Origin of the sequence: Promicromonospora sp. NPDC050880 (assembly GCF_044456525.1) — a bacterium.
Taxonomy (GTDB): Bacteria; Actinomycetota; Actinomycetes; order Actinomycetales; family Cellulomonadaceae; genus Promicromonospora.
On record NZ_JBITFV010000007.1, the window covers coordinates 169,206 to 191,227 of the forward strand.

A 22,022-nucleotide genomic window follows, 5' to 3' on the forward strand; every position below is an offset into this window, starting at 1 on the left:
CGCCGTCGCGTCAGCGGGTGTTGCGTCGCTGGTGCGCGATGACGAGGGCCGCCGCCCCGAGCAAGATCAGGAGCGCCGCTCCCGCGATGATCCAGCCGAGGTCCGCACCCGTCATCGCCAGCGGCGGGGGCGTCTTCCCGGGCGGCGTGGCGCCCGGCGGGGGCTCGTGCCCCGGCGGGGTGGCGCATGCCTCCGCGGTGTCGGCCAGGTCGTTGTGCCCGATCCCGGCCGTGTTCGCGAACCCGCCCGGCCGGCCTGATCCGGGCTCGGGGCAGGCGAGCGTTGCGGCGTCGCGCGGGTCGTCGGGGACGACGGCCCGCACCTGCACCCGGTAGGTGTGCCTGCCCCCGGAGGGCAGGTTCACGTCGGCGGCCACCACGTTCGCGGCAGCCCCCTCCGCTCCCCGGCCCGTCCACGTCCGGGCGGCGGTCACGCCCTGCGGCGTGTCCGTCACCTCGGCCGAGGCGACCCGGATCCCCGTACCGAACCGCAGCCGGTCGGTCAGGGTGTACTCCCCCGCCGCGGCGCCGGTGTTGACCGCCGTGATCGCATACGTGACCGTCCACGTCCCGTCCTTGCCCGCGACCGGGTCGCCGATCACGGACTTGGTGATCTCGATCGACGGTACGGGCGCGCAGTCCGTGTCGGTCTGCGTGCCGCCGGTCTCGTCGGTCAGCGTCGCGGCGTTGTTCAGGCCCTGCTCGAGGAGGTTGCGGCCGGGCGGCGCGGTGCAGGCCGGCGAGCCCGTCCCGTCGTCGTCCACGTCGGCCTCCGCGAAGTGCAGCGGGACCTCCGCGAGCACGGTCACCCGGTAGACGTGCGGGGCGTAGCCCTTGTCGTCCAGGCCGGCGATCCGTACGTCGGTGGCGATGCGCTGGTCGCCGTCACCGTCGAACCCCTGGTTCAGGGTCACGCCCTTCGGGCCGGTGACCTTGACGTCCCGCGGGGTGATGACCGAGGCGAAGAGGAGCTCGTCGTCCAGGTCGTACGTGGTCGGCTCGGTGCCGACGTTGCCCACGGTCAGGTCGTAGACCACCTTCCAGGTGCCGTCCCCCACGGGCTTGGCCGAGACCAGGGACTTGTCCAGGGTCGGCTTGCCGGGGCGCACGCACTCGTCGTCCGTGTCCTCGATGCCGTTCCAGGTGACCGCGGCGACGTTGTTCAGCGCCCCGTCGATGGTGCCGCCGTCGAGCGTGCACTCGGCGGTGTCGGGCACGTCGACCGCACCGAGGTCGACCGCGTACCGCACCGTGACCCGGTAGGTGTGCACCACCGGCGCGCGGGGTGCCTCGGCGATGGGCTGGTCGCTGACGATCCGCGGGTCGTCGACACCGTCGAAGCCGGGGTTGATCCCGACCGGGTCGGGCGCGTCGGTGGTCACGTCCTGGACGCCGGCCACCGTCACCCCCGCACCGGGTTCGAGGGTGTCGTCCAGGTCGTACACGCCGGCGCCCGGGCCACGGTTGGTGACCGTGATCTCGTAGCTCGCGTCGTACATCCCGTCCTCGCCGTCGACCGGCGTCACCGCGCCCGCGAGGGACTTGGTGATGTCGATCAGCGGCAGCGGCGCGCACACGTCGTCGTCCTGGGTCTCGCCGTTGTGCGTGAGCTCACCGACGTTCGCCAGGCCACCAGCCTCGCCGGACCCGGGCTCCGGGCACCGGAGCGTGTCCGGCGTGACGACCGCCTCGTCGAGCGAGACGACCACCTCCACCTGGTAGGTGTGGCTGTCCCCGGCCGGCAGGGTGACGTCGGTGGCGACGACGTTCTCGTCGGACCCGTCCGCACCCCGGCCGGTCCAGCCGGCCGACGGCGTGACGCCGTCCGGGGCCTTCGTCACCTCGGCCGACCCGACCTCGATGCCGGCCCCGTACCGCAGCCGGTCGGTCAGGTCGTAGTCGCCCTCGGCCTGGCCGATGTTGGTGGCGACCAGGTCGTACGTGATGGTCCACGTCCCGTCGCCGTTCGGGGTCGGGCCGTCGCTGATCGTCTTGTCGATGGTGATCAGCGGCAGGGTCGGGCAGACCTCGTCCTCGCCCACGATCCCGTTGTGGTCCAGCAGCGTGCCGTTGGCCAGGCCACCGCTCTCCCCCGACCCAGGGGGCGGGCAGACCAGGGTGCCGGGGTCGACCGTCTCCTCGTCGAGCGAGACGACGATCTCGACCTGGTACGTGTGGGTCGCGCCCGCGTCCAGGCTCACCCCGGTGGCGATCAGGTTCTCCGCTGCGTCGGGCGTGTCCCCCAGACCGGTCCAGCCGCTCTCCAGGGACACGCCGGCCGGGCCGGTCACGCCCTTGCGCACCACGTCGACGTCGCCGCCCACGCGGAGCTGGTCGTACACGTCGTACTCACCGGCGGCCGCCCCGACGTTCTCGGCGACGACGTCGTAGACGACCGTCCAGGTCCCGTCGCCGTTGGGCGTCGGGCCCTCGGCCACCGTCTTGTCCACGGTGATGTACGCGACCGTGACGCACGCCGGATCGTCGTCCGTCAGGTCGTTGTGCTCGATCTGCGCGGTGTTCGACAGGCCGCCGTTCTCGCCCGGCTCGGCCGAGCACGGCGTGATCACGACGGCGCCGTCCGCGTCGTCGATCGAGAGCACGACCTCCACCTGGTAGGTGTGGCTCTCCCCGGCGGGCAGGTTCACGCCCGAGGCGATGACGTTCTCCGGCGAGGTCTGGTCGGCCCCCAGGCCGGTCCAGTCGGGCGACGCCGTGACGCCGTCCGGGGTCGTGACGACCCGGCCGGACTCGATGACCAGGTCACCGTCCGCCGTCATCCTGTCGGTCATGTCGTACTCGCCGTCGGCCCTGCCGGAGTTCTTCGCGACGATGTCGTAGGTGACCGTCCAGGTGCCGTCCCCGTTCGGGACCGGACCCTCGCTGACGGACTTCGTGATGTCGATCGAGGGGATCTCGGCGCAGGCCTGGTCCTCCTCGGTCTCGTCCCGGGCGTCCGTCATCTGCGACGTGTTGTTGAACGCAGTGTCCGAGTCGTCACCGTCCGGACCGCACCCGGTCGGGTCGTCCGCGCTGCCCGCACCGGGCACCTGCAGCGGCACGTCCGCGATCACGGTCAGCTCGTACTCGTGCGGCGCGTAGCCGTCGTCGTCGTTGCCCAGGAGCGGGACGCCGGACGCGATGCTCACGTCGCCCTGCCCGTCCCAGGCGGGGTCGGTCAGCGTCACCCCGTCGGGCGACGCCGTCACCTGCGCCGAGACGATGTCCGCCTCGTCGGTGAAGTGCAGCGTGTCCTCCAGGGAGTACGACGTCGCCGCGGGCGAGACGTTGGTGACCTCGATCCCGTACACGACCTCCCACTGACCGCCGCCGATCGGCGTGGCGGAGATCAGGGTCTTCTCGTGCGTCGGCTCACCGTCGATGTCGAACCCGGCCGGGTCGCAGTTGATCTCCGGCGGTGTCTCCGAGTCGTCCGGCTGGTCCGCCTCGGCGCACGCGTTGTTGACCACGGTGTCGCCGCCGGAGGCGTCCGCCGTGATCTCGAACTCGTGCGTCTCGGTGTCACCGGGCGCCAGCTCGTCGACGGTGAACGACCCGAGCTCGGGCTGCTTGTCGTCGGAGACGACGACGTTCGTCAGCGTGCCCTGGCCGGTGTTCTCCACCACGATCCGGTACCGGACGGTCTCGCCCTCCCGGAAGACCGGGTAGTCGGCCGGGTCGTTGGCGTCGTGCCAGGTGCCGTCGGCGGCCTGGACGTACTTCTTGAGCGACGCCGAGTACATCGTGCCCATGGTCAGCGGCTCGGACGTGCGCATGACGAGCCGGGTGTGCTCGGCCCGCGCCTGCGAGCGGTTGACCCAGACGTCACCCGGGTCGGCGCCGTCGGTCTCGATGGTGATCCTGAAGGCGAGCGACGCGCCCGGCGCGAGCTGGCCGCCGATCACGCGGACCGCCGTCGGGTTGGCGGGTCTGGTCGTGGTCCACCCCACCGTGTTGCCCGCGGGGTTGCCGGCGGCGCCGTTCGAGGCGTGCGCCGGGTCGTCCGAGAGCGTCGCCGGGTCCGCGTCCGTGTAGTAGACCGTGGCACCCGCCGGGACGTCGACGCCGGTCACGCGGTAGGTGCCCGCGTAGTCCGTGCCACGGCCGTCCCCGTTGTACGGAAGGATGTCGATCGTGTCCGTGTACCGCTGCGCCAGCGGGTCCTCGGACTTGAGCGTCACCGTCCACGAGCCCGTACCGTCGCCCGAGCCGTCCGGGTTGGCGATGAACCACTGGTCGGTGCTCTTGCCGATCAGGGTCTGACCGTTCGTGGTGATCGTGACCTGGGAGGTCGCCGGCGGTGTGGTCGTTCCCCCGAAGGTGCTGGTGGCCGTGTTGGTGAGCACCTGACCTGGTCGGACCGAGTTGCTGGCCACGGCCTGGTAGGTCAGGGTGTGCTCCTCGTTGGTCGGCACGTCGTTCAGCGTCCACCGCAGGACCTGCTGCCCTGCCGCGTTGGTGGTCACCACGGGCGCCGGGTTCGCGGACCCCGCGACGTAGGTCATGCCGGCCGGGAGCGTGTCGGTGATGACGTAGCCGTCCACCGTGTCGGGGATCGCGCCCGAGCCGTTCGCCGAGTAGGTCAGCGTGAACGTCCCGGGCTCGCCCGGCTTGACGGTCGACTGGCTCGCGGCCTTCCGGATCGCCGGGGTGGCGGTGACGGTCCGCAGGATGTCACGGCGCCCGTTCGTGAACGGGTACCGCGTACCCGGCGTCGCCGTGATGTCCGACGAGTTCCAGGGCTCGCCCGGACCTTCCCAGACGCCGCTGACCGGGTTGTAGACGGAGCCGAACATCCAGATGTCCTGGCCGGGCCGCACGTTGTCCTTGATCGTCGTGTAGCCGACGAACTGGATGCCGTTGAAGCCCTCGGCCGTGAGCAGCGAGTCCGGGTAGAGGATCCGGATGGCCTTCACGGTCGACAGGTCCGCGGGCTCGGTGGTGGTCCAGCCCGCCGGGTTGGAGCCGCAGTTGAACGCGTTCGGGTTGGCGACGTTGCCCACGTAGTACTGGATCGCCGGCGGGTTGTCGAGCTCGCTCGCACCGCCGTCACCCGTGGGGGCGAAGCCGCGGATCGCCGGGAAGGCAGTTCCGGCCGGCGGCGGGGTGTACGTGACGTACGTCGTGTCGAACACCAGGCACTGGCCGTGCTGCGCCGTCGGGGGCGCGTTCAGGCGGGCGGCGGTGTTGTTGAGGTACTGCATCACCGTCGTGCCGGGCGAGACCCGGTAGGTGTCGTCCCAGTTGGTCCCTCCGGCACCCGTGTAGGGCCGGTACCACGCGGCCGCCCAGCGACCGGGCAGCACATAGGTCTTGCTGGTGCTGTTGTTGCCCGGAAGGTCGGTGGACCTCAGCCCCGTGGTCGAGGTGTAGGTCGGGGCGTTCGACTGCAGGGTGAGCGAGCCGGACTGGTTCGTGGCGACGTGGAGCCACAGGCTGCCGCTCGCGATGTAGTTCCAGTCCGTCGGCAGCGGGTTCCGCTCGACCGTCGAGTCGTACCGCGGAACGGTGGCGAGGTCGTAGTTGATCCCGGTCAGCCGCAGGTCGAACACACCCGGCTGGCCCGCGACCGGCGTCAGGGTGCAGCTGTCCACGAAGGACGTCTGCTGGTCGGCCGGGTAGTTCGGCAGCTCCGACCACGGGACTCCGGTGGCCCGGTAGCCGTTGAACGGCGTGCAGCCGGTGTCACCGTTGTACTTCGTGCCGATGGTGACCGGCGCCCCGTTGCTCTCGGTGAAGCGCAGCCGGTAGGTCACGCTGTCCGGGCCGGGGTCCGAGCCCTTGCCGAGCCGCAGCGCCCACTCCAGGTCGAGGTCGACCGACCGGTAGTTCTCGTCCCACCGGTAGTACGTGGTGTTGCCGCCGAACTGCATGTCCATCGCGAAGTCGTTCACGATGTCGACCGGCTCCAGCGGCATCTCCAGCCCGTTGGTCTCTCCGACGGCGGTGAGCTGCTCGCCGGTCTCGCCCTCCACCACGACAGGTGTCTGCACGATCACCGCCGTGCCCTGCTCGACGGTGCCCAGGTTGCAGGTCAGGGTCCGACCGTCGGCGGAGATCGCCGAGACCGGGTCGACGTCGGCCTTGAGGCACAGGTCCGGGATCTCGTTGAACCGGCCCTTGTCGAGGGTGACGGTGAACGTCACGTTCTCCACCGGCTCGTTCGCCGGCGCCTCCTCGTCGTCGTTGACGTTGATCCGCCAGACGGCGTTGACCACGTCACCGCGGCCCACGGTGTCCGGCGTGCTCGCCTCCCACTCCCCGTCGATCTCGTAGACGGTCTCGGCGGACGCGGGCGGCGCGGCCGTGGCGACGAGCCCGCTGCACGCCGTCACGGCGGCCATCGCACCACCGATCAAGCGCCTGAGCAGACTGCGCCGGGAGTCCCGTGCCCCCGGAACCACCTCGACGTGACGACCTCTTCTCCTGCGACCGGTGCGACGGTCTTGTGACGGACTGTGCATGGGTTTCCTTTCCTGTTCACACGCGTCGCTCGCGTGCTTCCCGCTCCCACCACAGACGTCGGCCGGACGGCCCGGCTCCGGGCACGGCGCCGAAGTTCCTCCGGTACTTCATCGGTCTCACCACCCGGATCACCCCGGCCGGCCGAGGCGCGTGCCCGGGCGCCACGGCAGGATCCGAAAGGTGCCGCGACCGTCCGACCTCCCGACCGGGGCGGACGTCCGCGCCGGGCTCGCGTCAGGTGATCCCGACCGCTTCGAGGCGCTCTTCGACGCCCTCTGGTACGACCTGCCGGGCAGGTTCGCACCCGAGGTGCTGCACGCGGTACAAGGCCTGCCCCCGACCACCGTCGAGGCCCGGCCACGGCTGGCGCACGCGGCCCTGCTCGCCCACCACCGCACCGGCCTGGCCGACGGCGACCTCCGGCAGCTGCGCCGGGCACGCCAGCTCTACACCGCCACGGGCCTGCGGTTCGGCAGGCGCCTGGCGTCGGTGACCCGGCCCGGCGACCTCGGCACGGCGGGCACGGTCGCCGTCGTCGCCGAACGCCTGCGGGGCGACCACGAGCGGGCCGAGCGGCTGGGGGCCTGGACCGACGCCCAGACCACGCTGGGCACCGGGCACCAGGCCGCGTCGGGCACCGGGGCCGCCGCGCGGCCGGGGTGGCTGTCGGCGGAGCGCGGGCTCGCGGCGCTGCTGGCCGGGGCGTTCGACCGGGCCACCCGGCTGCTCACGAGGGCGCACGCCGAGGCTGGCGACCCGCCCCACGCCCACTTCGCCGCACCCGGCGCCGCCGCGCACCTCGCGCTGCTCACCGCGTACCGCGGCCATCTCGACCTGTCCCGCTCCTGGCTCACCGCCGCCGAGGAGTCCGGGACGGTGGACGCCTGGATCACGCGTCTGACGGGTGCCGGAGCCGAGATCGCCCGGGCGCTCACGGCCGTGCACGAGGGGGACGCCACGCGCGCCGCACAGCTCCTGCACCGGATCGAGCCCGCGACCGAGCACCTCGACCTCTGGCCCTTCGTGGCCCATGCGGCCGCCACCTACGAGGCGTCCTTCGGCGACCCCCAGCGCGGTCTGCGCCTGCTCGACCGCGCGCGGCACGAGCACGGCGCCCTCCACCCGGACCCCACCACGCTCACCGGCGAGCTCGTGCTCCGCGCCGAGGCCACGCTGCTGCTACGGGCCGGCGCCGGCACCCGCGTGCTCCACCTCGCCGACCGGTACGCGGAGGTCGACTCCCTGGTCCTGCACGCCGCCTGGGCGCACGCCCTGGCCGGCGAGCACCACGAGGCGGCCCGGCTGTCCGCGGAGGCGCTCCAGCACCGCGACCTGCCGGTCGGCGACCTGATGGGCCACCACCTGGTCCAGGCCGTCACCGCCCTGCGGTCGGGGCAGCGGGAGCGGGCCGGGGACTCGTTCCGGACCGCCGTCGGGCTGCGGTCGACCCCGGCGCACGTCCTCCCGTTCCTCACGCTGCCCCGTGACGTGCTCGGCGAGCTGGCGGCGCTCGCCCGGGTCCCGGACCCGCTGCGCACCGGCACCGTGACCGTCCGGCACGTCCCACCGCCCCCGGAGCCGCTGGTGCACCTGACGCCACGAGAACGGGAGGTGCTGCGCGCGCTCGCCACCGGCCTCACCGCCGAGCAGGCCGCCGCACGGTTCGGCGTGGCGGTGACCACCGTGCGCACGCAGATCCGCTCCGTCTACCGCAAGCTCCGGGTCTCGCGACGCAGGGAGGCACTGGCGCGGGCGCAGGAGCTCGGCCTCCTCCGCGTACCCCGGCACACGCACGACGACGCCGCGCGGACACCCGGGCGGCGCTGACCGCCGCCCGGGCCACCGCCTCAGTGGCTCCGCACCACGAGCGCCACGTTGTGCCCACCGAACCCGAACGAGTTCACCAGCGCGAGGTCCGCGTCGGTTCGCCGCGCCTCGGTGACGACGTCGTGCGGGATCTCCGGGTCGACCTTCTCGGTGTTCACGGTGGGCGGGATGACGTGGTCGCGCAGGGCCAGCAGCGCGGCCAGCGCCCCGGCCGCCCCGGAGGCTCCGAGCATGTGCCCCGTCATGGACTTCGTGGCGGTCACCGGTGCCGTGATCCCGGCGCCGGTCAGCGCGTCGGACTCGTTGCGGTCGCCCGCGGGGGTCGAGGTGGCGTGCGCGTGGACCAGGCCGACGTCGGCCGGCCCGGCGTCGGCGTCGCGCAGCGCCGCGGTGATGGTCCGTGCCTGGTTGGCGGGGTCGGCGTTGACGATGTCCCGGCCGTCGGACGTGACGGAGGCGCCGTCGAGGTAGCCGTACACGGTCGCGCCGCGGGCCCGGGCGTGGTCCTCGCGCTCGAGCACCAGCACGACGGCGCCCTCCGCGAGGACGAAACCGTCCCGGTCCTGGTCGAAGGGGCGCGACGCGGCGGCCGGGTCCGGGTTGGTCGACAGCGCCCGCATCTGGGCGAACCCGGTCAGCGACAGCGGGGTGACGCCGGCGTCCGCGCCCCCGGCGACGACGACGTCCGCCCGGCCCGCGCGGATGAGGTCCAGACCGGTCGCGAGCCCCTGGGCACCCGCCGCGCACGCCGTGGTCGGCGCGTGCGCACCGGCTCGGGCCCCGAGCTCGATGGACAGCCAGGCCGCGGGACCGTTCGGCAGCAGCATCGTCACCAGATGGGGCGACACCCGCCGCGGGCCCTCCGTCACCCGCACGTGCTCCTGGATCCCGATCGACCCGATGCCGCCGTACGCGGTGCCGATGGAGGTCGCCAGCCGGTCCGGGTCGACCTCCGGGCGGCCGGCCATCGCCCACGCCTCCCGGCCCGCGAGCAGGGTGTACTGCTCCGCGCGGTCGAGCCTGCGCCGTTCCCGGACCGGCACCGCCTCCACGTAGGCGGGATCGATCGTGCCCGCGATCCGGACGGGGGCGTTGTCCGCGACGTCGACGCCGATGTGCCGGATCCCCGACCGCCCGGCCCGGAGCGCCGACCAGGTCGGCTCGGCCCCGAGGCCGAGCGGGGTCAGAGCGCCGTACCCGGTCACCGCGACCCGGGTCGCCCCCCGCGTCCCGTCGTCGGCTCGATGCCGGTGGTCGTTGCGGTTCGCACTCTCAGATGACACGACTTCCCCCAAGGAAAACGTAGGGAGCTTCGGGCGGACTGCAGCTCGTGCGGGCCGACACCATCCCGCGACATGACTCATTTGACCGGTTTGTAGTTGCATAGTCAATCAATAGTCACGGATGACCATAAGGACATACATCACATAGCACCGCATGCCGCCCGCATGCCACGGCCGCGCGCTGATGCACCTGCCCACCACCCCAGGGGACACTGTGACCGTGCCAGCCCGCCACCCCACGAGCCACGACGTCGCGCGCGCCGCGGGAGTCTCGCAGTCGACGGTCTCCTACGCCCTGTCCGGCAAGGGCACCATCGCACCCCGGACGCGGGAGCACGTGCTGGCGGTGGCGGCCTCGATGGGCTACCGGCCCAACCTCGCGGCGCGGTCGATGCGCACCCAGCGGTCGGGGCGGCTCGCCGTCGTCACCGGCGCCACCGTGGACAACCGGCTGCGCATGTTCACGGGCGCGGCCGAGGTCGCGGCCGAGGCGGGCTACGCCGTGGACACGCACAGCGTGGACGGGACCGCCGAGGACCGCACCGAGCGCGTCGCCGACCTGGCGCGCAGCGGGCAGGTCGAGGGCGTCCTGACCTTCCTGCCCGTCGTCCGGGAGGCCCTCTCCCTCGACGACGACGCCGCGCCCGTCGTCGCCGTCACGGCGTTCGACGAGCAGATGCGCACCACCGGCGAGCTCGCCGACGCCGGCCTGCTCGGCACCGTGATCGGCGCGCTCGTCGAGGCCGGGCACCGGCGGTTCCTGCACGTGGCCGGTCCCGAGCACTTCGCCTCGGCGCGCGCCCGCCGGGACGTCTACCTGGCCGAGGTCGCCCGGCACGGCGTCGAGTCGCTCGGCGTCGTCGGCGGGGCGTGGTCGCCCGCATCAGGCCGTGCGGCGATCCTCGCCCTGCCCGACGACGCGCCGCCGCTCGCGGTGATCGCCGCGAACGACAACGTGGCGCTCGGCGTGCTGCGGGGCGCGACGGACCGTGGGTGGTCGGTGCCGGGCGACCTCGTCGTGACGGGCTGGGACGACGCCGAGTTCAGCGCGTACACCACGCCGTCGCTCACCACGATCCCCGTGGACTTCCGGGAGGCCGGCCGCCGTGCCATGCGCCGGCTGCTCGCGGCGGTGCGGGGCGAGGAGGCCCCCGAGCCGACCGGACCGCTCCAGCACGTGGTCTGGCGGGAGTCGACCGGCCCGATCCGGCCTTGACAACGCACGCACCGGCCCGTGACGATGATGAACCGCTGCATCATACGTATGATGCAGCGGTGATGACGACGTCAACCGGAGGAAGCATGCTGAAGATCGGCATCGTCGGCACCGGGGGTATCGCCGGTGCGCACGCCGAGGGATACCGCCGCTTCGCCCAGGAGTGCGAGGTCGTGGCCGTGTGCGACATCGTCCCCGGCAAGGCCGCCGAGCAGCGCGCACGGCTCCAGGTGCCCGACGCGCGGGCCTACGAGAGCATCGAGGACCTGCTCGCCGCCGAGGACCTCGACCTGGTGAGCATCACGACGCCGCCGTCGACCCACGCCGAGCTGGCCGTCACCGCCCTGCGCGCCGGCGTGGACGTGCTGGTGGAGAAGCCGATGGCACCCTCCCTGGAGGAGTGCGACGCGATGATCGCGGCCGCCGCCGAGCACGACCGCGTGCTGTCCGTCGTGGCGCAGAACCGGTTCCGTGACGACATGGCCACGCTCAAGGAGGTGCTGGACTCGGGGCTGACCGGGCCCGTCTCGCACGTCCAGGTGAGCTCCGCCTGGTGGCGGAGCACCGCGTACTACGACCTGTGGTGGCGCGGCACGTGGGAGTCGGAGGGCGGCGGGTGCACGCTCAACCACGCGATCCACCACCTCGACCTGACCCTGTGGATGCTCGGTGCGCCCCGCGCGGTCACCGCCGTCCTGACCAACGCCGCGCACGAGAACGCCGAGGTCGAGGACCTGTCCGTGGCCGTGCTGCAGTACGACCGCGCCCTGGCCGAGGTGACCAGCTCCGTGGTGCACCACGGCGAGGAGCAGACGATCGTCGTCCAGGGCCGGCACGCGAGCGTCGCCCAGCCCTGGAAGGTCGTGGCCTCCGCGGCCCAGCCGAACGGTTTCCCCGCTCCCGGAGGCGACCCCGACCGGGTGGCGCAGATCGAGGCGCTGGCCGCGGCCCGAGAGCCGCTGCCCCACCTCGGGCACCCGGGCCAGATCGGCGACACGCTGGCGGCGGTCCGCGAGCGCCGCGCACCCGCGGTGACCGGCGCCGACGGACGCCGGGCCGTCGAGCTGGTCACCGCGATCTACCAGGCGGGCATCGAGCGCCGCACGGTCGACCTGCCGCTGCGCCCCGAGGACCCGTACTACCGCACGGGCACGCTCGTGGAGCGAGCGCCGCACTTCTTCGAGAAGACGGGGTCGGTGGGCGACCTGCCCGGCGCCATCACGGTGGGCAGCAGCAACGCGTGACCCGCCCCCCCGCACCAGGACCAGGACCAGGACCAGGACGACCAGGGCAGCACCAGCAGAACACCACAGGAGCAGACCACATGAGCGCGACCAGCGGCGCGAGCTACGCCCCCGAGCCGATTCCCGACCCCGTGGTGGGTGCGGGCGACTTTCCCTTCGCCGCCGTGCGGCTGGACCACGGGCACATCTACGGCATGTGCGACGGCCTGCGGTCGGCGGGCGGCACCCTGAAGTGGGTCTACGACCCGGACCCGGCGAAGGTGGAGGCGTTCCGCGCCAAGTTCCCCGACGTCCGCGTCGCCCGCAGCGAGCAGGAGGTGTTCGACGACGCCGAGGTGCGCCTGGTGGCCGGCGCCGCCGTGACGTCGGAGCGGGCGGCCCTCGGCCTGCGCGCGATCGAGGCGGGCAAGGACTACTTCACGGACAAGGCCCCGCTGACCACGCTGGAGCAGCTCGACGCCGCCCGGGAGGCGACGGCGCGGACCGGGCGCAAGTACGCCGTGTACTACTCGGAGCGCATCCACGTCGAGGCGGCCGTGCTGGCCGACCAGCTCGTGGAGCGGGGCGCGATCGGCCGGGTGCTCCAGGTCATGGGCCTGGGCCCGCACCGCCTGGGCACGGGCCGCCCCGACTGGTTCTTCGAGAAGGAGCGGTACGGCGGCATCCTGTGCGACATCGGCAGCCACAACTTCGAGCAGATGCTGCACTACGCGGGCGCCGAGGACGCCACCGTCACGCACGCCGCCATCGCCAACTACAACCACCCGGAGCACCCGGAGCTGGACGACTTCGGCGAGGCCAACATCGTCATGGACAACGGTGCGGCGGGTTACTGCCGCGTCGACTGGTTCACGCCCGACGGGCTCAGCACCTGGGGCGACGGCCGCACGTTCATCCTCGGCACCGACGGCTACATCGAGCTGCGCAAGTACGTGAACGTGGGCACGGACGAGGGGCCGGGGCACGTGTTCCTGGCGAACGGCGAGGGCGAGCGCCACCTGGTCGCCAAGGGGAACGTGGGCTACCCGTACTTCGGCCGGCTCATCCTCGACTGCCTGGAGCGCACCGAGACCGCGATGACGCAGGAGCACGCGTTCAAGGCGGCCGAGCTGAGCGTGCGCGCCCAGGCGATGGCGCGCGTCCTCACGCCGAGTGCGGCACCTGCCTCCTGAGGCAGCGGGCGGCGCGCTCCTCACGCCCGGTGCGGTGCGAGGAGCGTGCCGTCCAGCACCGCACCCCGGAAGGTGCGTGCGGCCACGGTCGCCCAGGCGCCGAGGAGCGCCACGTAGAGCGTGACGGCGAGCACCTGGAGCGCCACCGCGCCCGTGTGCAGCGCAAGGGCGCTCGCTCCCGTGACACAGGTGCCGACCGGAAAGGTGAAGGACCACCACGTCAGCCCGAACGGCAGGCCCGCCCGCGCCGTCCGCACCGTGACCGCGAGGGCGACGGCCGCCCAGAGCAGCGCGAACCCGAGCACCGGCAGGCCGTAGAGCACGGCGGCCAGCTCGACCGCGCGTGATCCGTGCGGGCCGAGCACCGTGTACGCGACGCCGCCCAGCAGGTTCGCCGCGGTGACCGACTGCCCGAGCGGGCCCAGCAGGATCCACAGGGTCGGCACGGTCGCGGCGGGTCCGGTCTTGTGCCGTGCGAGGCGTGACCAGACGAGCGTGATGATCACGAGGGACGCGATCAGGCTCGTCCCGAACATGCCGCCGCAGGCCAGCAGCAGGGTGAGCCGCCACTGCCCCGCCGGGACGTGCGGCACGAGCAGTGCGCCGGTCGCCGCGGAGACCATCGGCGGCACGACGGGCATGAGCCACCCGCCGAACGCGGCGTCGTCGGCCACGTCGTACCGCGTGAAGGTGAGGTAGGGCACGAGCACCGCGGTCACGAGGCCGAGGCACGTGCCCAGCGTCCACAGGACGGCGCTCACGGTCAGGGCGGCGGCCGGGCCGAGCACGTCCGTGCCGACCAGCAAGGTCCCGGCGCCGACGGTGAGCAGGGCCATCGCGGGCGCCCCGTAGAAGTGCCCCGTGACGGGGTGCAGCAGGTGCCCGCGCGCCACCGCGGGGAAGCGGACCCAGTGCCCGACGGTCGCGCCCGCCAGCACCAGGAGCAGCAGGGACGCGGCGCCCCAGACGACGGTCGCGGCCGCGCGCAGGCCCGGCACCTGCACGGGCAGGGTCACGGCGGCGTTCGCGACGATGCCGGTGCCCATCACGGCGGCGAACCAGTTCGGCGTGACGGCGGAGACGGCGTCGGACGGCGACTCCAGGGCCCGGAACAGCACCCGGCGCCGGCGCGGTGGTCCCGGGGTACCGCTTCCGGTGGCAGGCTCCGACGCGCCACCTCCGGTGGTCGGTACCGGCGGGGTGGGAAGCAGTGCGTGGGCCATACCGCCTACGGTCCGCCCGTGGGGCCGCCTCGGGTAGGGGCAATCCCTTCGCAGGGCACAAGCTACGCTTGTGTCCTCGAACGGTGGGGGGAGCCGGGATGGAGCGCGGTCCGGACCTGGAAGCACTGTCGGCGCTCGCCGCCGTGGCCGAGTCCGGCAGCCTCACGGCGGCCGCGGGCCGGCTGGGCGTCACGCAGCAGGCCGTGTCCCTGCGCATCCGGTCCCTGGAGTCGCGGCTCGACGTCGTCCTGCTGAGCCGGTCCCCCCGGGGCTCCACGCTGACCGCCGTCGGCGAGCTCGTGGTCGCCTGGGCGGAACCGCTGCTGGCCGCCGCCCGCGAGTTCACCGACTCGGTCGAGTCCCTGCGCGCGGGCCGCGGCCGGACGCTGCGCGTCGCGGCGAGCCTCACCATCGCCGAGCACCTGCTGCCCGAGTGGATCGCACGGTGGCGCGCGTCGGTGGGCGACGCGAGCCCGGCCGTGCAGCTCAGCACCGCGAACAGCATCGGCGTGGCCGACGCCGTGCGCGGCGGCACCGTGGAGCTCGGCTTCATCGAGGCGCCGACGGTGCCCGCCGACCTCGGGTCCGTCACCATCGCGCAGGACGAGGTGGTGATCGTGGTGCCGGCCGGTCACCCGTGGGCGCGGCGGGGCACCGTCTCGCCGGAGATTCTGGCACGCACGAGCCTCGTGCTCCGCGAACCGGGCAGCGGCACGCGCCAGGCGCTGGAGGATGCCCTGGCGGCGGCGGGCCACCCGCTGGCCGCGGAGCCGGCGGCGGTGCTGTCCACGACGCTCGGCGTACGCAGCACGGTGACGGCGGGGACCGCCCCGGGGGCGCTGAGCTCGCTCGCGGCGCGCGAGGACGTCCGGGCCGGCCGCATGGTGCCGGTGCGGATCGAGGGCGTGCGCGCCGTGCGCCCGCTGACGGCGGTCTGGGCGGGCGCACGCCCGCCGCGCGGCGTGCGCGACCTGCTCGCCACGATCGGCCGCCTGGCCCGCCGGATGCCGGTCGCCGCGAACGTGCCGTAGACTCGTGGTCGCGGGGGGAGTACTTCACCAACATCGTCCGGTCATTACGGCGCACCAGCGACCTCGGGCGGCGGCCTTGGCACCCACCAAGGCGAAGGAGACCTCGGAGCCGACTACTTTGGAGACTCCTTGCTCGCGACAGCATCGAACGCTGCCCCTGCCCTGACGTCGATCGCCGGCCCCACGATGTGGGCCGTGACCATCCTGGCCGTCATCGCCCTGCTGGTCGTCGACTTCCTCATCACCCGGCGCCCGCACGAGGTGTCGATGCGCGAGGCCCTCGGGTGGAGCGCCTTCTACATCGCCCTCCCCCTCGCCTTCGGCGGCTGGATCTGGGCCGCCTTCGGCTCGTCGACCGGCGTGCAGTACCTCACCGGGTACCTGGTCGAGAAGTCGTTGTCGGTCGACAACCTGTTCGTCTTCATGCTGCTGCTCAGCGCCTTCGCGGTACCGCCGGCGTTCCAGCAGCGCGTCCTCCTGCTGGGCATCGTCGGGGCGCTGGTCCTGCGCGGCGTCTTCATCGCGCTCGGCGCGGCCGTCCTGGCGAACCTGAGCTGGGCGTTCCTGCTCTTCGGCGGCATCCTCCTGGCGACGGCGGTCAAGATCCTCCTCGACCAGGTCCGCGGCAACGGGCACGACGTCGACGTCTCGCAGATGCGCTCGGTCCGCCTGATCCGGCGCTTCATGCCCATCACCGACGACTACCGCGGCCCCCGCCTCTCCGTGCGGGAGAACGGCCGCCGCATGCTCACCCCGCTCGCGGTGGTGGTCGTGGCCGTCTTCGCCACCGACATCGTCTTCGCCGTGGACTCGGTCCCCGCCGTGTACGGCATCACGAGCGACCCGTACCTGGTGTTCGCGACGAACGCCTTCGCCCTGCTCGGCCTGCGCGCCCTGTACTTCGTGCTCCAGGGCGCCCTGAGCAAGCTGGTCCACCTCGGCTACGGCCTCGCGACGATCCTCGCGTTCATCGGCGTCAAGCTGGTGCTGCACTGGGCGCACGGCGTCTGGCCCGGCGTCCCGGAGATCCCGACCCTCGCGTCGCTGGGCGTGATCGTCGGTGTGCTCGCCGTCGTCACCATGACGAGCCTCTGGGCCACCCGGAACGCGGACGAGGACTCCGCCCACGCGGACGGCTCCGCCCACGCGGTCGAGCACCGGCCGCAGGACGGCGCCGAGGCCGCGGCCGAGGGCGGCCGCAGCGACGAGGCCCGGGCCGACGAGACGCAGGACGCACCCGCGCGCGACCGGCGGTAGCACCGGCGACAGAGCGGTACCGCACGGCGAACCGGGCGTGGCACGCGACGTGCCACGCCCGGTTCGCCGTTCAGCGGTGCCGTGGCCCCCCGGACGCCGCACGGCTCCGCCGCGACCGGCCGTTCCCCACCTCCGGGCCCGTCGCCCCGGCCCGCCCGGCGTCCCACACCCGCTCGATGCCCAGGCCGCGCAGGTCGACGTCGGTCACGGTGACCCCGTCCGGCCCGATCCAGCGTTCCGGCTGGAAGTGGTCGTCCGTCGCGGCGTCCCAGCGCCGCATGAACGGCGTGCCGCTGGCGGTGATGACGACCGACCCGTACGCCGCCGGGAGCGGCTCCGTGGGCAGGTGGACCAGCGTGTACGTCCCCACCAGGTCCGACGCGCTCACCGAGGCCACGCTGTACCAGTTGCCGTCGGTGTCCCGCTGGACCGCGTACCCGCTGGCGTCGAGGACCACGGCGAGGGGCGGCAGGTCGGCGTCCCGGAGGTCCTGACTGGTCCGGTAGACGGTGCCGACCTGGGCTGCCTGGCTCATCGGGTGCTCTCCTCGTCGCGGTATGGGTTGTTATCACCCCATCCAAGCGGAAAGTGCGCGATTCGGCTGGCCCAAGCGCGCCCAAGCCCGAGGAAGACCGCCGGCTCAGTCGAGCCGGACGGCGAGCGCCGTCCGCGCGTCGGCGAACCCGGCGCGCAGCAGGGCGCGGAGCTCCGCCCGGGTCGCCGTGCGCTCGGCTCCGGGCCGGGACGCCCAGGTGTCGAGGGCGGCCCGGTGGACCGCGATGGCGGCCGCGCAGACGACCCGCGCCACCAGGTCGGCGTCCGGGCGTCCGGCCAGCCGGCCGGTGACGGCGTCGAGCACCTGGCGGGTGAAGCGTTCGCAGGTCAGGTACGCCGCGGCATCGATGGCCGGGGTGGTGGCGCTCAGCCGGGTGCTGAGCACCGCGATCCGCTCCCACCCGTCGGGCATGCGCTCGACGACGTCGCCGAGCGCCTCCCCCACCACGTCGAGGAGGAGCCCACGCCGGTCCAGCACGCCGTCCAGGTCGGCGATCAGGGTGCGCCAGACGTCGTTCAGCGGGGTGAGCGCGAGGTCCTCCTTGCCCGCGAAGTAGCGGAAGAAGGTGCGCTTGGACACCTCGGCCTCGTCGCACAGCCGGTCGACCGTCACGCCGTCGTAGCCCAGCTCCGCGAACGCGGGCAGCGCGACCTCGACGAGGCGCTGCCGGTTGCGCGCGATGCGCCGGGTCCTGAGCGTCCCGCTCACCCGCCTGTCGTCCGACCCTCCGCCATCGACCATGTGGCCATCCTAGCAAACTGGCACTCAGTGGCAGTTGGCATACAGTAGCGCCATGCTCGCATGGACCGTCGATCACTCGTCCCCGTCCCGGCTCACCCTGCGCGAGGTACCGGACCCCGCACCGGGCCCGCACGACGCCGTCGTCCGGGTCCAGGCCTTCGCTCCGAACCACGGTGACGTGGAGGGCCTGGCCGGTCTGCCCGACGGGTTCGTCCCGGGCTGGGACGCCGCGGGCGTCGTCGTGGCGGAGGCGGCCGACGGCACCGGTCCCCGGCTCGGGCAGACCGTCGTCTCGCTGGGCACCCACGGCGCCTGGGCCGAGCGGCGCCTCGTCACCGCCGAGTCGGCCGGGCTTACGCCCGAGGGGTCCGACCCGCACGCCATGAGCGCCGTCCCCGTCGCGGGCACGAGCGCCCTGCGCGGGCTGCGGCGGCTCGGCTCCGTGCTCGGCAAGCGGGTCCTCGTCCTGGGCGGCAGCAGCGCGGTCGGCCTGTTCGCCATCCAGCTCGCGGCCCGCAGCGGCGCGCACGTCGTGGCCACCACCCGCGACCCCGGCGCGGGGGAGCTGCTGCTCCGGCTCGGGGCGCGCGACGTCGTCGGGGCGCCGGACGACCTCGACGGGGAGGTGGCCGGCGTGATCGACCTGCTGGGCGGGTCGCACCTCGTGCGGGCCTTCGCACGCCTGGCGCCGGGCGGGACGCTCGTCGCCCTGGGACACGCCGCGGGCGAGGAGGAGCGGTTCGGGTACGGCGCACTGTTCGGCGACAGCAACCAGCACGACCGCACGCTGACGACGTTCTTCCTCGGCGCCGAGACCGGCATCGGCCCGGACATGTCCTGGCTGGCCACCGAGATCCACGAGGGACGGCTCGATCCCGTCGTGTCAGCGGTACGGCCGTGGCGCGAGCTGACCGAGGCGTTCGCGCCGGGGTCCCGACGCGGACCAGGCAAGACGGTGCTGTCGGTCGGCTGAGCGGGCGACGGAGCGGTGGCCGGGCCGGCTCCGACGGGGCGTGCGAACCGGGGCTCGTCCGGCTCACGACGGCCCGCTCAGCATGACCCGCTCACCGTGACCCGCTCACAGTGAACCGCTCACTGTGAACCGCTCATGAGGCCCGGCTCACGTCCCGCTCGTGTCGAGGTCGGTGCCGTGGCCCGGCACGAGCAGCGGTATCCCGTCGTACCCGCGCGCGTCGTGCGCAGGGACGATCCGCATGTGACGCGAGAGCGCGGTCACCCGCGCGAGGTCCCGGCGGATCTGCGCCGGGTCGCTGTCGGCGAGCAGGCGCATCAGGAGCGGCCGCCGGACGCCACGCGTGATCCCGTCGAGCTGCCAGGCGAGGTCACCGATGAAGGCGTAGCGCTCGTCGGGGCGCACCGTCACGACGATCACCACCGACCCGGTGGTGTGGCCGGGTGCCGGCAGGATGACGACCGAGCCGTCCCCGTGCAGGTCGTGGCTGGCCGGAAACCCCAGGTGCGCGGGACCGTCGAGGTCGTACGTCCGGAGGCGACGGCCTGCGGCGACCCGCCGGAACACGCGGTCGCCGCGCTGACGGTCCGCGTACCGCAGCTCCTCCTCGGTCACGAGCACCGGCACGTCGAGCGAGTCCAGGCCGCTGACATGGTCCCAGTGGGAGTGGGTCAGGATCACCCCGATCAGCCGGGCGCGGTCGTAGCCGGCGGCGTCCAGCTGCTCGCTCACCGTCGGGCCGAGGCTGTGCGGCGAACGCCGGAACGCGGGCAGCATCCGGATGTGCTCCTCGGCCTGCGCGCCGAACCCGGCATCGATGAGCACGTCGCCCGCGGGGTGCTGCACCAGCACCGCCGTGGCGGCGAACTGACGCCGGTCCCGGAACGAGCCGCCTTGGAAGGCCAGGGCGGCCGGGGTCTCGTACGTGCCGGTGGGGAGCTGGAAGATCCTCGTGCCCCGCGGCGGGCCTGCGGCCGCGAGGGTGTGCGCACGGTCCGCGCCACTATTGGTCATACAGCACAGTATTGAACTAGCTGTTCAACAGTGTCAACGGAGTTCAGCAACTCGTAGGATCGAGGCCATGCCGAGCGAACCCGCAGAAGTGCTGGACCCTCGCGTCGCGCGGACCCGGCGTGACGTCGTCGGCGCGACCAGCACGTTGCTGCTGGAGGAAGGGTGGGACGCGGTCACGCACGCCGAGGTGGCTCGCCGCGCCGGCTACTCCAAGGCCACGGTCTACGCCCACTGGCCCACGCGGCTCGACCTGATCCGTGCCTCGATCGAGCAGATCTGCGACGTCGCGGACCACCCGGCGGCCACCGGCGACCTACGGGCCGACCTCCGTGCCGCACTCGCGGACTTCGCCGACGACCTCACCCGCGGCCACCTCGACCGGCTCCTGGGGGGTGTCGTCGAGCGGGCGCACGGCAACGAGGTGGTCCGGGGCCTGCGCACACGCCTGTACGAGACGGGGACCAGCGGGATGCGCGCGGTCCTGGCGGCCCACGTCGCACCACGTGACGTCGAGCCCACGCTCGCGCTCCTGACGGGTGCGGTCCTCGTTCTGGTGACGTTCGAGGGCAGGCCCGCGACCACCGCCGTGGTCGACGACCTCGTCGACCGGGCGCTGGCCGCCACCACGCCGCGCAGCGCCTGCTAGCCGGCGTCACCGTCCGGGTCGTAGGCGTCGAGGAGCTCCTGCCCGTGCTCGTCGCTCCACGCGTAGACCGTGGAGAGCAGGTCGAGCAGGCCACGGCCGAGGGAGGTGAGCTCGTAGGTCACCGCACGTCCCGTGGGTGTCCGGCTCACGAACCCGTCGCGCTCCAGGTTGCGCAGCGACCGGGTGAGCTCCTTGGCGGTGGTGCGGTACAGCGGGACACGCAGCTCGGAGAACCGGTGCGGACCGTCCTGCAGACAGCGCAGCACCATCGGCGCCCACTTGTCCTTCATCCGAAGCGGCTGCATCGGCGACGGGCAGATTTCGTCGAACATGTCGACAGCCAACCCTGACATAGCACAAGCGTAGGTTCCCGATCGGGAACCTGGTCGGTTCCTAGGGTGACGAATCACGCGGACGGGCCATGGCGTCGGACGCCGTGGCCCGCCGGCACACCACCTCACATCACCCCAGGGAGCTCTCATGAACTACGACGACCTGTCCGGCCTGCGGGTCGCGATCTCGGACGGCCTCACGACCGTGACGCTGGACCACCCCCCGCTCAACCTGATGGACGGCACCCTGCTGCCGTCACTGCGCGGGTTCGTGCACCGGGCCCGGAGCGACGAGAGCATCCGCGTCATCGTGTTCGACAGCGCCGACCCCGAGTTCTTCAGCGCCCACGGAGACATGGGCTACCTCACCGACCCGGAGGCCCTGCCGGCCGCGACCCGCGCCGCGATCGCCGCAGCGCCGGGCGCACCCGTCCCGGACGGCATGAACATCCTGCAGGTCCTGAGCGAAGAGGTGCGCAGCCTGCCCCAGGTCACCATCGGCAAGCTGTCCGGCTTCGCACGAGGAGCCGGCAACGAGTTCCTCATGTCCCTCGACATGCGGTTCGCCGCGATCGGCAGATCGGGTCAGTCCCAGACCGAGGCCATCATGGGCATCCTTCCCGGGGGCGGCGGGACCGTGCACATGACCCGCCTGACCGGGCGCGCCCGTGCCCTCGAGCTGATCCTGGGCGGTGAGCTCGTCGGTGCCGAGCTGGCGGAGCGCTACGGCCTGGTGAACCGCGCCCTGCCCGCTGCGGAGCTGGACTCCTTCGTCAGCGACCTCGCGGTACGGATCGCGCGACTGCGGCCAGAGGTCATCTCCGCCGTCAAGGCCGCCGTGAACACGGTGGCCGGGGAGATCCCGCGTGCGGCGTACGCGGTCGAGAACGACGGGTTGACGGCAACGATCGGGCCGGAGGTCACACAGCGGGCTCACGCGCTGCTGGCCGCGGGCATCCAGACCCGTGCGGGCGAGCTCCACCACGAGCGGATCGTCAACTCCCTCTGAGCCGGGCTCGTCCGGCCTGACCACGGGCCACCGT

The 22,022-nt window shown here is 73.0% G+C and carries 16 protein-coding genes; 9 read left to right on the top strand and 7 right to left on the bottom strand.

What is annotated here, in order from left to right:
* Window positions 1-10: 10 nt before the first annotated feature.
* Complete coding sequence (locus ACIBBF_RS14360) at window positions 11-6,343, bottom strand: hypothetical protein (protein ID WP_397414299.1); 6,333 nt, start codon at window positions 6,341-6,343, stop codon at window positions 11-13.
* Between the two features lie 301 nt (window positions 6,344-6,644).
* Here ACIBBF_RS14360 and ACIBBF_RS14365 point away from each other — a divergent pair, with 301 nt between their 5' ends.
* A complete protein-coding gene (locus ACIBBF_RS14365) occupies window positions 6,645-8,291 on the top strand; it encodes a LuxR C-terminal-related transcriptional regulator (protein WP_397414301.1) in 1,647 nt (548 codons plus the stop codon).
* 20 nt (window positions 8,292-8,311) lie between these two features.
* Here the strand turns inward: ACIBBF_RS14365 and ACIBBF_RS14370 are convergent, their stop codons facing one another.
* Window positions 8,312-9,574: a beta-ketoacyl-[acyl-carrier-protein] synthase family protein gene (locus tag ACIBBF_RS14370; RefSeq protein ID WP_397414303.1), complete on the bottom strand. Its 1,263-nt coding sequence runs from the start codon at window positions 9,572-9,574 to the stop codon at window positions 8,312-8,314.
* 220 nt (window positions 9,575-9,794) lie between these two features.
* On the opposite strand from ACIBBF_RS14370, the gene ACIBBF_RS14375 reads away from it, so the two are divergent.
* From ACIBBF_RS14375 to ACIBBF_RS14385, 3 genes are all read left to right on the top strand, one after another.
* Window positions 9,795-10,790, top strand: coding sequence for a LacI family DNA-binding transcriptional regulator (locus ACIBBF_RS14375; protein ID WP_397414305.1), 996 nt, complete (start codon window positions 9,795-9,797; stop codon window positions 10,788-10,790).
* A 62-nt stretch (window positions 10,791-10,852) separates the two neighbouring features.
* Window positions 10,853-12,034, top strand: coding sequence for a Gfo/Idh/MocA family protein (locus ACIBBF_RS14380; protein WP_397414409.1), 1,182 nt, complete (start codon window positions 10,853-10,855; stop codon window positions 12,032-12,034).
* Between the two features lie 80 nt (window positions 12,035-12,114).
* Window positions 12,115-13,206 carry a Gfo/Idh/MocA family protein gene (locus ACIBBF_RS14385; RefSeq protein WP_397414307.1) on the top strand — a complete coding sequence of 364 codons (1,092 nt, stop codon included), beginning with the start codon at window positions 12,115-12,117 and terminating at the stop codon, window positions 13,204-13,206.
* A gap of 20 nt (window positions 13,207-13,226) precedes the next feature.
* On the opposite strand, the gene ACIBBF_RS14390 is transcribed toward ACIBBF_RS14385, so the two are convergent.
* Window positions 13,227-14,429 (bottom strand): TDT family transporter, encoded by a 1,203-nt coding sequence (locus tag ACIBBF_RS14390; RefSeq protein ID WP_397414309.1) that lies wholly within the window; start codon window positions 14,427-14,429, stop codon window positions 13,227-13,229.
* A 98-nt stretch (window positions 14,430-14,527) separates the two neighbouring features.
* Here ACIBBF_RS14390 and ACIBBF_RS14395 point away from each other — a divergent pair, with 98 nt between their 5' ends.
* Window positions 14,528-15,460 carry a LysR family transcriptional regulator gene (locus ACIBBF_RS14395; RefSeq protein ID WP_397414311.1) on the top strand — a complete coding sequence of 311 codons (933 nt, stop codon included), beginning with the start codon at window positions 14,528-14,530 and terminating at the stop codon, window positions 15,458-15,460.
* A gap of 186 nt (window positions 15,461-15,646) precedes the next feature.
* The gene (locus ACIBBF_RS14400) at window positions 15,647-16,717 is read left to right on the top strand and encodes a TerC family protein (protein WP_397414412.1); all 1,071 of its coding nucleotides are present in this window, start codon (window positions 15,647-15,649) and stop codon (window positions 16,715-16,717) included.
* Window positions 16,718-16,787: 70 nt separating this feature from the next.
* Here the strand turns inward: ACIBBF_RS14400 and ACIBBF_RS14405 are convergent, their stop codons facing one another.
* Both ACIBBF_RS14405 and ACIBBF_RS14410 read right to left on the bottom strand, forming a co-directional pair.
* Window positions 16,788-17,252 carry a hypothetical protein gene (locus ACIBBF_RS14405; protein ID WP_397414313.1) on the bottom strand — a complete coding sequence of 155 codons (465 nt, stop codon included), beginning with the start codon at window positions 17,250-17,252 and terminating at the stop codon, window positions 16,788-16,790.
* A 105-nt stretch (window positions 17,253-17,357) separates the two neighbouring features.
* Window positions 17,358-18,014: a TetR/AcrR family transcriptional regulator gene (locus ACIBBF_RS14410; protein ID WP_397414316.1), complete on the bottom strand. Its 657-nt coding sequence runs from the start codon at window positions 18,012-18,014 to the stop codon at window positions 17,358-17,360.
* Window positions 18,015-18,066: 52 nt separating this feature from the next.
* Here ACIBBF_RS14410 and ACIBBF_RS14415 point away from each other — a divergent pair, with 52 nt between their 5' ends.
* Window positions 18,067-18,987 (top strand): zinc-binding dehydrogenase, encoded by a 921-nt coding sequence (locus ACIBBF_RS14415; protein WP_397414318.1) that lies wholly within the window; start codon window positions 18,067-18,069, stop codon window positions 18,985-18,987.
* Window positions 18,988-19,134: 147 nt separating this feature from the next.
* Here the strand turns inward: ACIBBF_RS14415 and ACIBBF_RS14420 are convergent, their stop codons facing one another.
* Window positions 19,135-20,001, bottom strand: coding sequence for an MBL fold metallo-hydrolase (locus ACIBBF_RS14420; protein WP_397414320.1), 867 nt, complete (start codon window positions 19,999-20,001; stop codon window positions 19,135-19,137).
* Between the two features lie 67 nt (window positions 20,002-20,068).
* Between ACIBBF_RS14420 and ACIBBF_RS14425 the strand changes: the two genes are divergently transcribed.
* Window positions 20,069-20,647, top strand: a complete 579-nt coding sequence (locus ACIBBF_RS14425) for a TetR/AcrR family transcriptional regulator (protein ID WP_397414323.1) — start codon at window positions 20,069-20,071, stop codon at window positions 20,645-20,647.
* Here the strand turns inward: ACIBBF_RS14425 and ACIBBF_RS14430 are convergent.
* Entirely contained in the window at window positions 20,644-20,979 is a 336-nt protein-coding gene (locus ACIBBF_RS14430; RefSeq protein ID WP_397414326.1) for a winged helix-turn-helix transcriptional regulator, read from the bottom strand. The genes ACIBBF_RS14425 and ACIBBF_RS14430 overlap by 4 nt on opposite strands.
* 148 nt (window positions 20,980-21,127) lie before the next feature.
* On the opposite strand from ACIBBF_RS14430, the gene ACIBBF_RS14435 reads away from it, so the two are divergent.
* The gene (locus ACIBBF_RS14435) at window positions 21,128-21,988 is read left to right on the top strand and encodes an enoyl-CoA hydratase/isomerase family protein (RefSeq protein WP_397414329.1); all 861 of its coding nucleotides are present in this window, start codon (window positions 21,128-21,130) and stop codon (window positions 21,986-21,988) included.
* Window positions 21,989-22,022: the final 34 nt, after the last annotated feature.

Excerpts from the sequence above, each read along its gene's own strand:
- ACIBBF_RS14360 (WP_397414299.1), bottom strand. The coding sequence starts at position 6,343 with ATGGCCGCCGTGACGGCGTGCAGCGGGCTCGTCGCCACGGCCGCGCCG.
- ACIBBF_RS14385 (WP_397414307.1), top strand. The coding sequence starts at position 12,115 with ATGAGCGCGACCAGCGGCGCGAGCTACGCCCCCGAGCCGATTCCCGAC.
- ACIBBF_RS14390 (WP_397414309.1), bottom strand. The coding sequence starts at position 14,429 with ATGGCCCACGCACTGCTTCCCACCCCGCCGGTACCGACCACCGGAGGT.
- ACIBBF_RS14400 (WP_397414412.1), top strand. The coding sequence starts at position 15,647 with ATGTGGGCCGTGACCATCCTGGCCGTCATCGCCCTGCTGGTCGTCGAC.
- ACIBBF_RS14435 (WP_397414329.1), top strand. The coding sequence starts at position 21,128 with ATGAACTACGACGACCTGTCCGGCCTGCGGGTCGCGATCTCGGACGGC.
- ACIBBF_RS14410 (WP_397414316.1), bottom strand. The coding sequence starts at position 18,014 with ATGGTCGATGGCGGAGGGTCGGACGACAGGCGGGTGAGCGGGACGCTC.
- ACIBBF_RS14425 (WP_397414323.1), top strand. The coding sequence starts at position 20,069 with ATGCCGAGCGAACCCGCAGAAGTGCTGGACCCTCGCGTCGCGCGGACC.
- ACIBBF_RS14420 (WP_397414320.1), bottom strand. The coding sequence starts at position 20,001 with ATGACCAATAGTGGCGCGGACCGTGCGCACACCCTCGCGGCCGCAGGC.
- ACIBBF_RS14380 (WP_397414409.1), top strand. The coding sequence starts at position 10,853 with ATGACGACGTCAACCGGAGGAAGCATGCTGAAGATCGGCATCGTCGGC.
- ACIBBF_RS14415 (WP_397414318.1), top strand. The coding sequence starts at position 18,067 with ATGCTCGCATGGACCGTCGATCACTCGTCCCCGTCCCGGCTCACCCTG.
- ACIBBF_RS14405 (WP_397414313.1), bottom strand. The coding sequence starts at position 17,252 with ATGAGCCAGGCAGCCCAGGTCGGCACCGTCTACCGGACCAGTCAGGAC.
- ACIBBF_RS14395 (WP_397414311.1), top strand. The coding sequence starts at position 14,528 with ATGGAGCGCGGTCCGGACCTGGAAGCACTGTCGGCGCTCGCCGCCGTG.
- ACIBBF_RS14430 (WP_397414326.1), bottom strand. The coding sequence starts at position 20,979 with ATGTTCGACGAAATCTGCCCGTCGCCGATGCAGCCGCTTCGGATGAAG.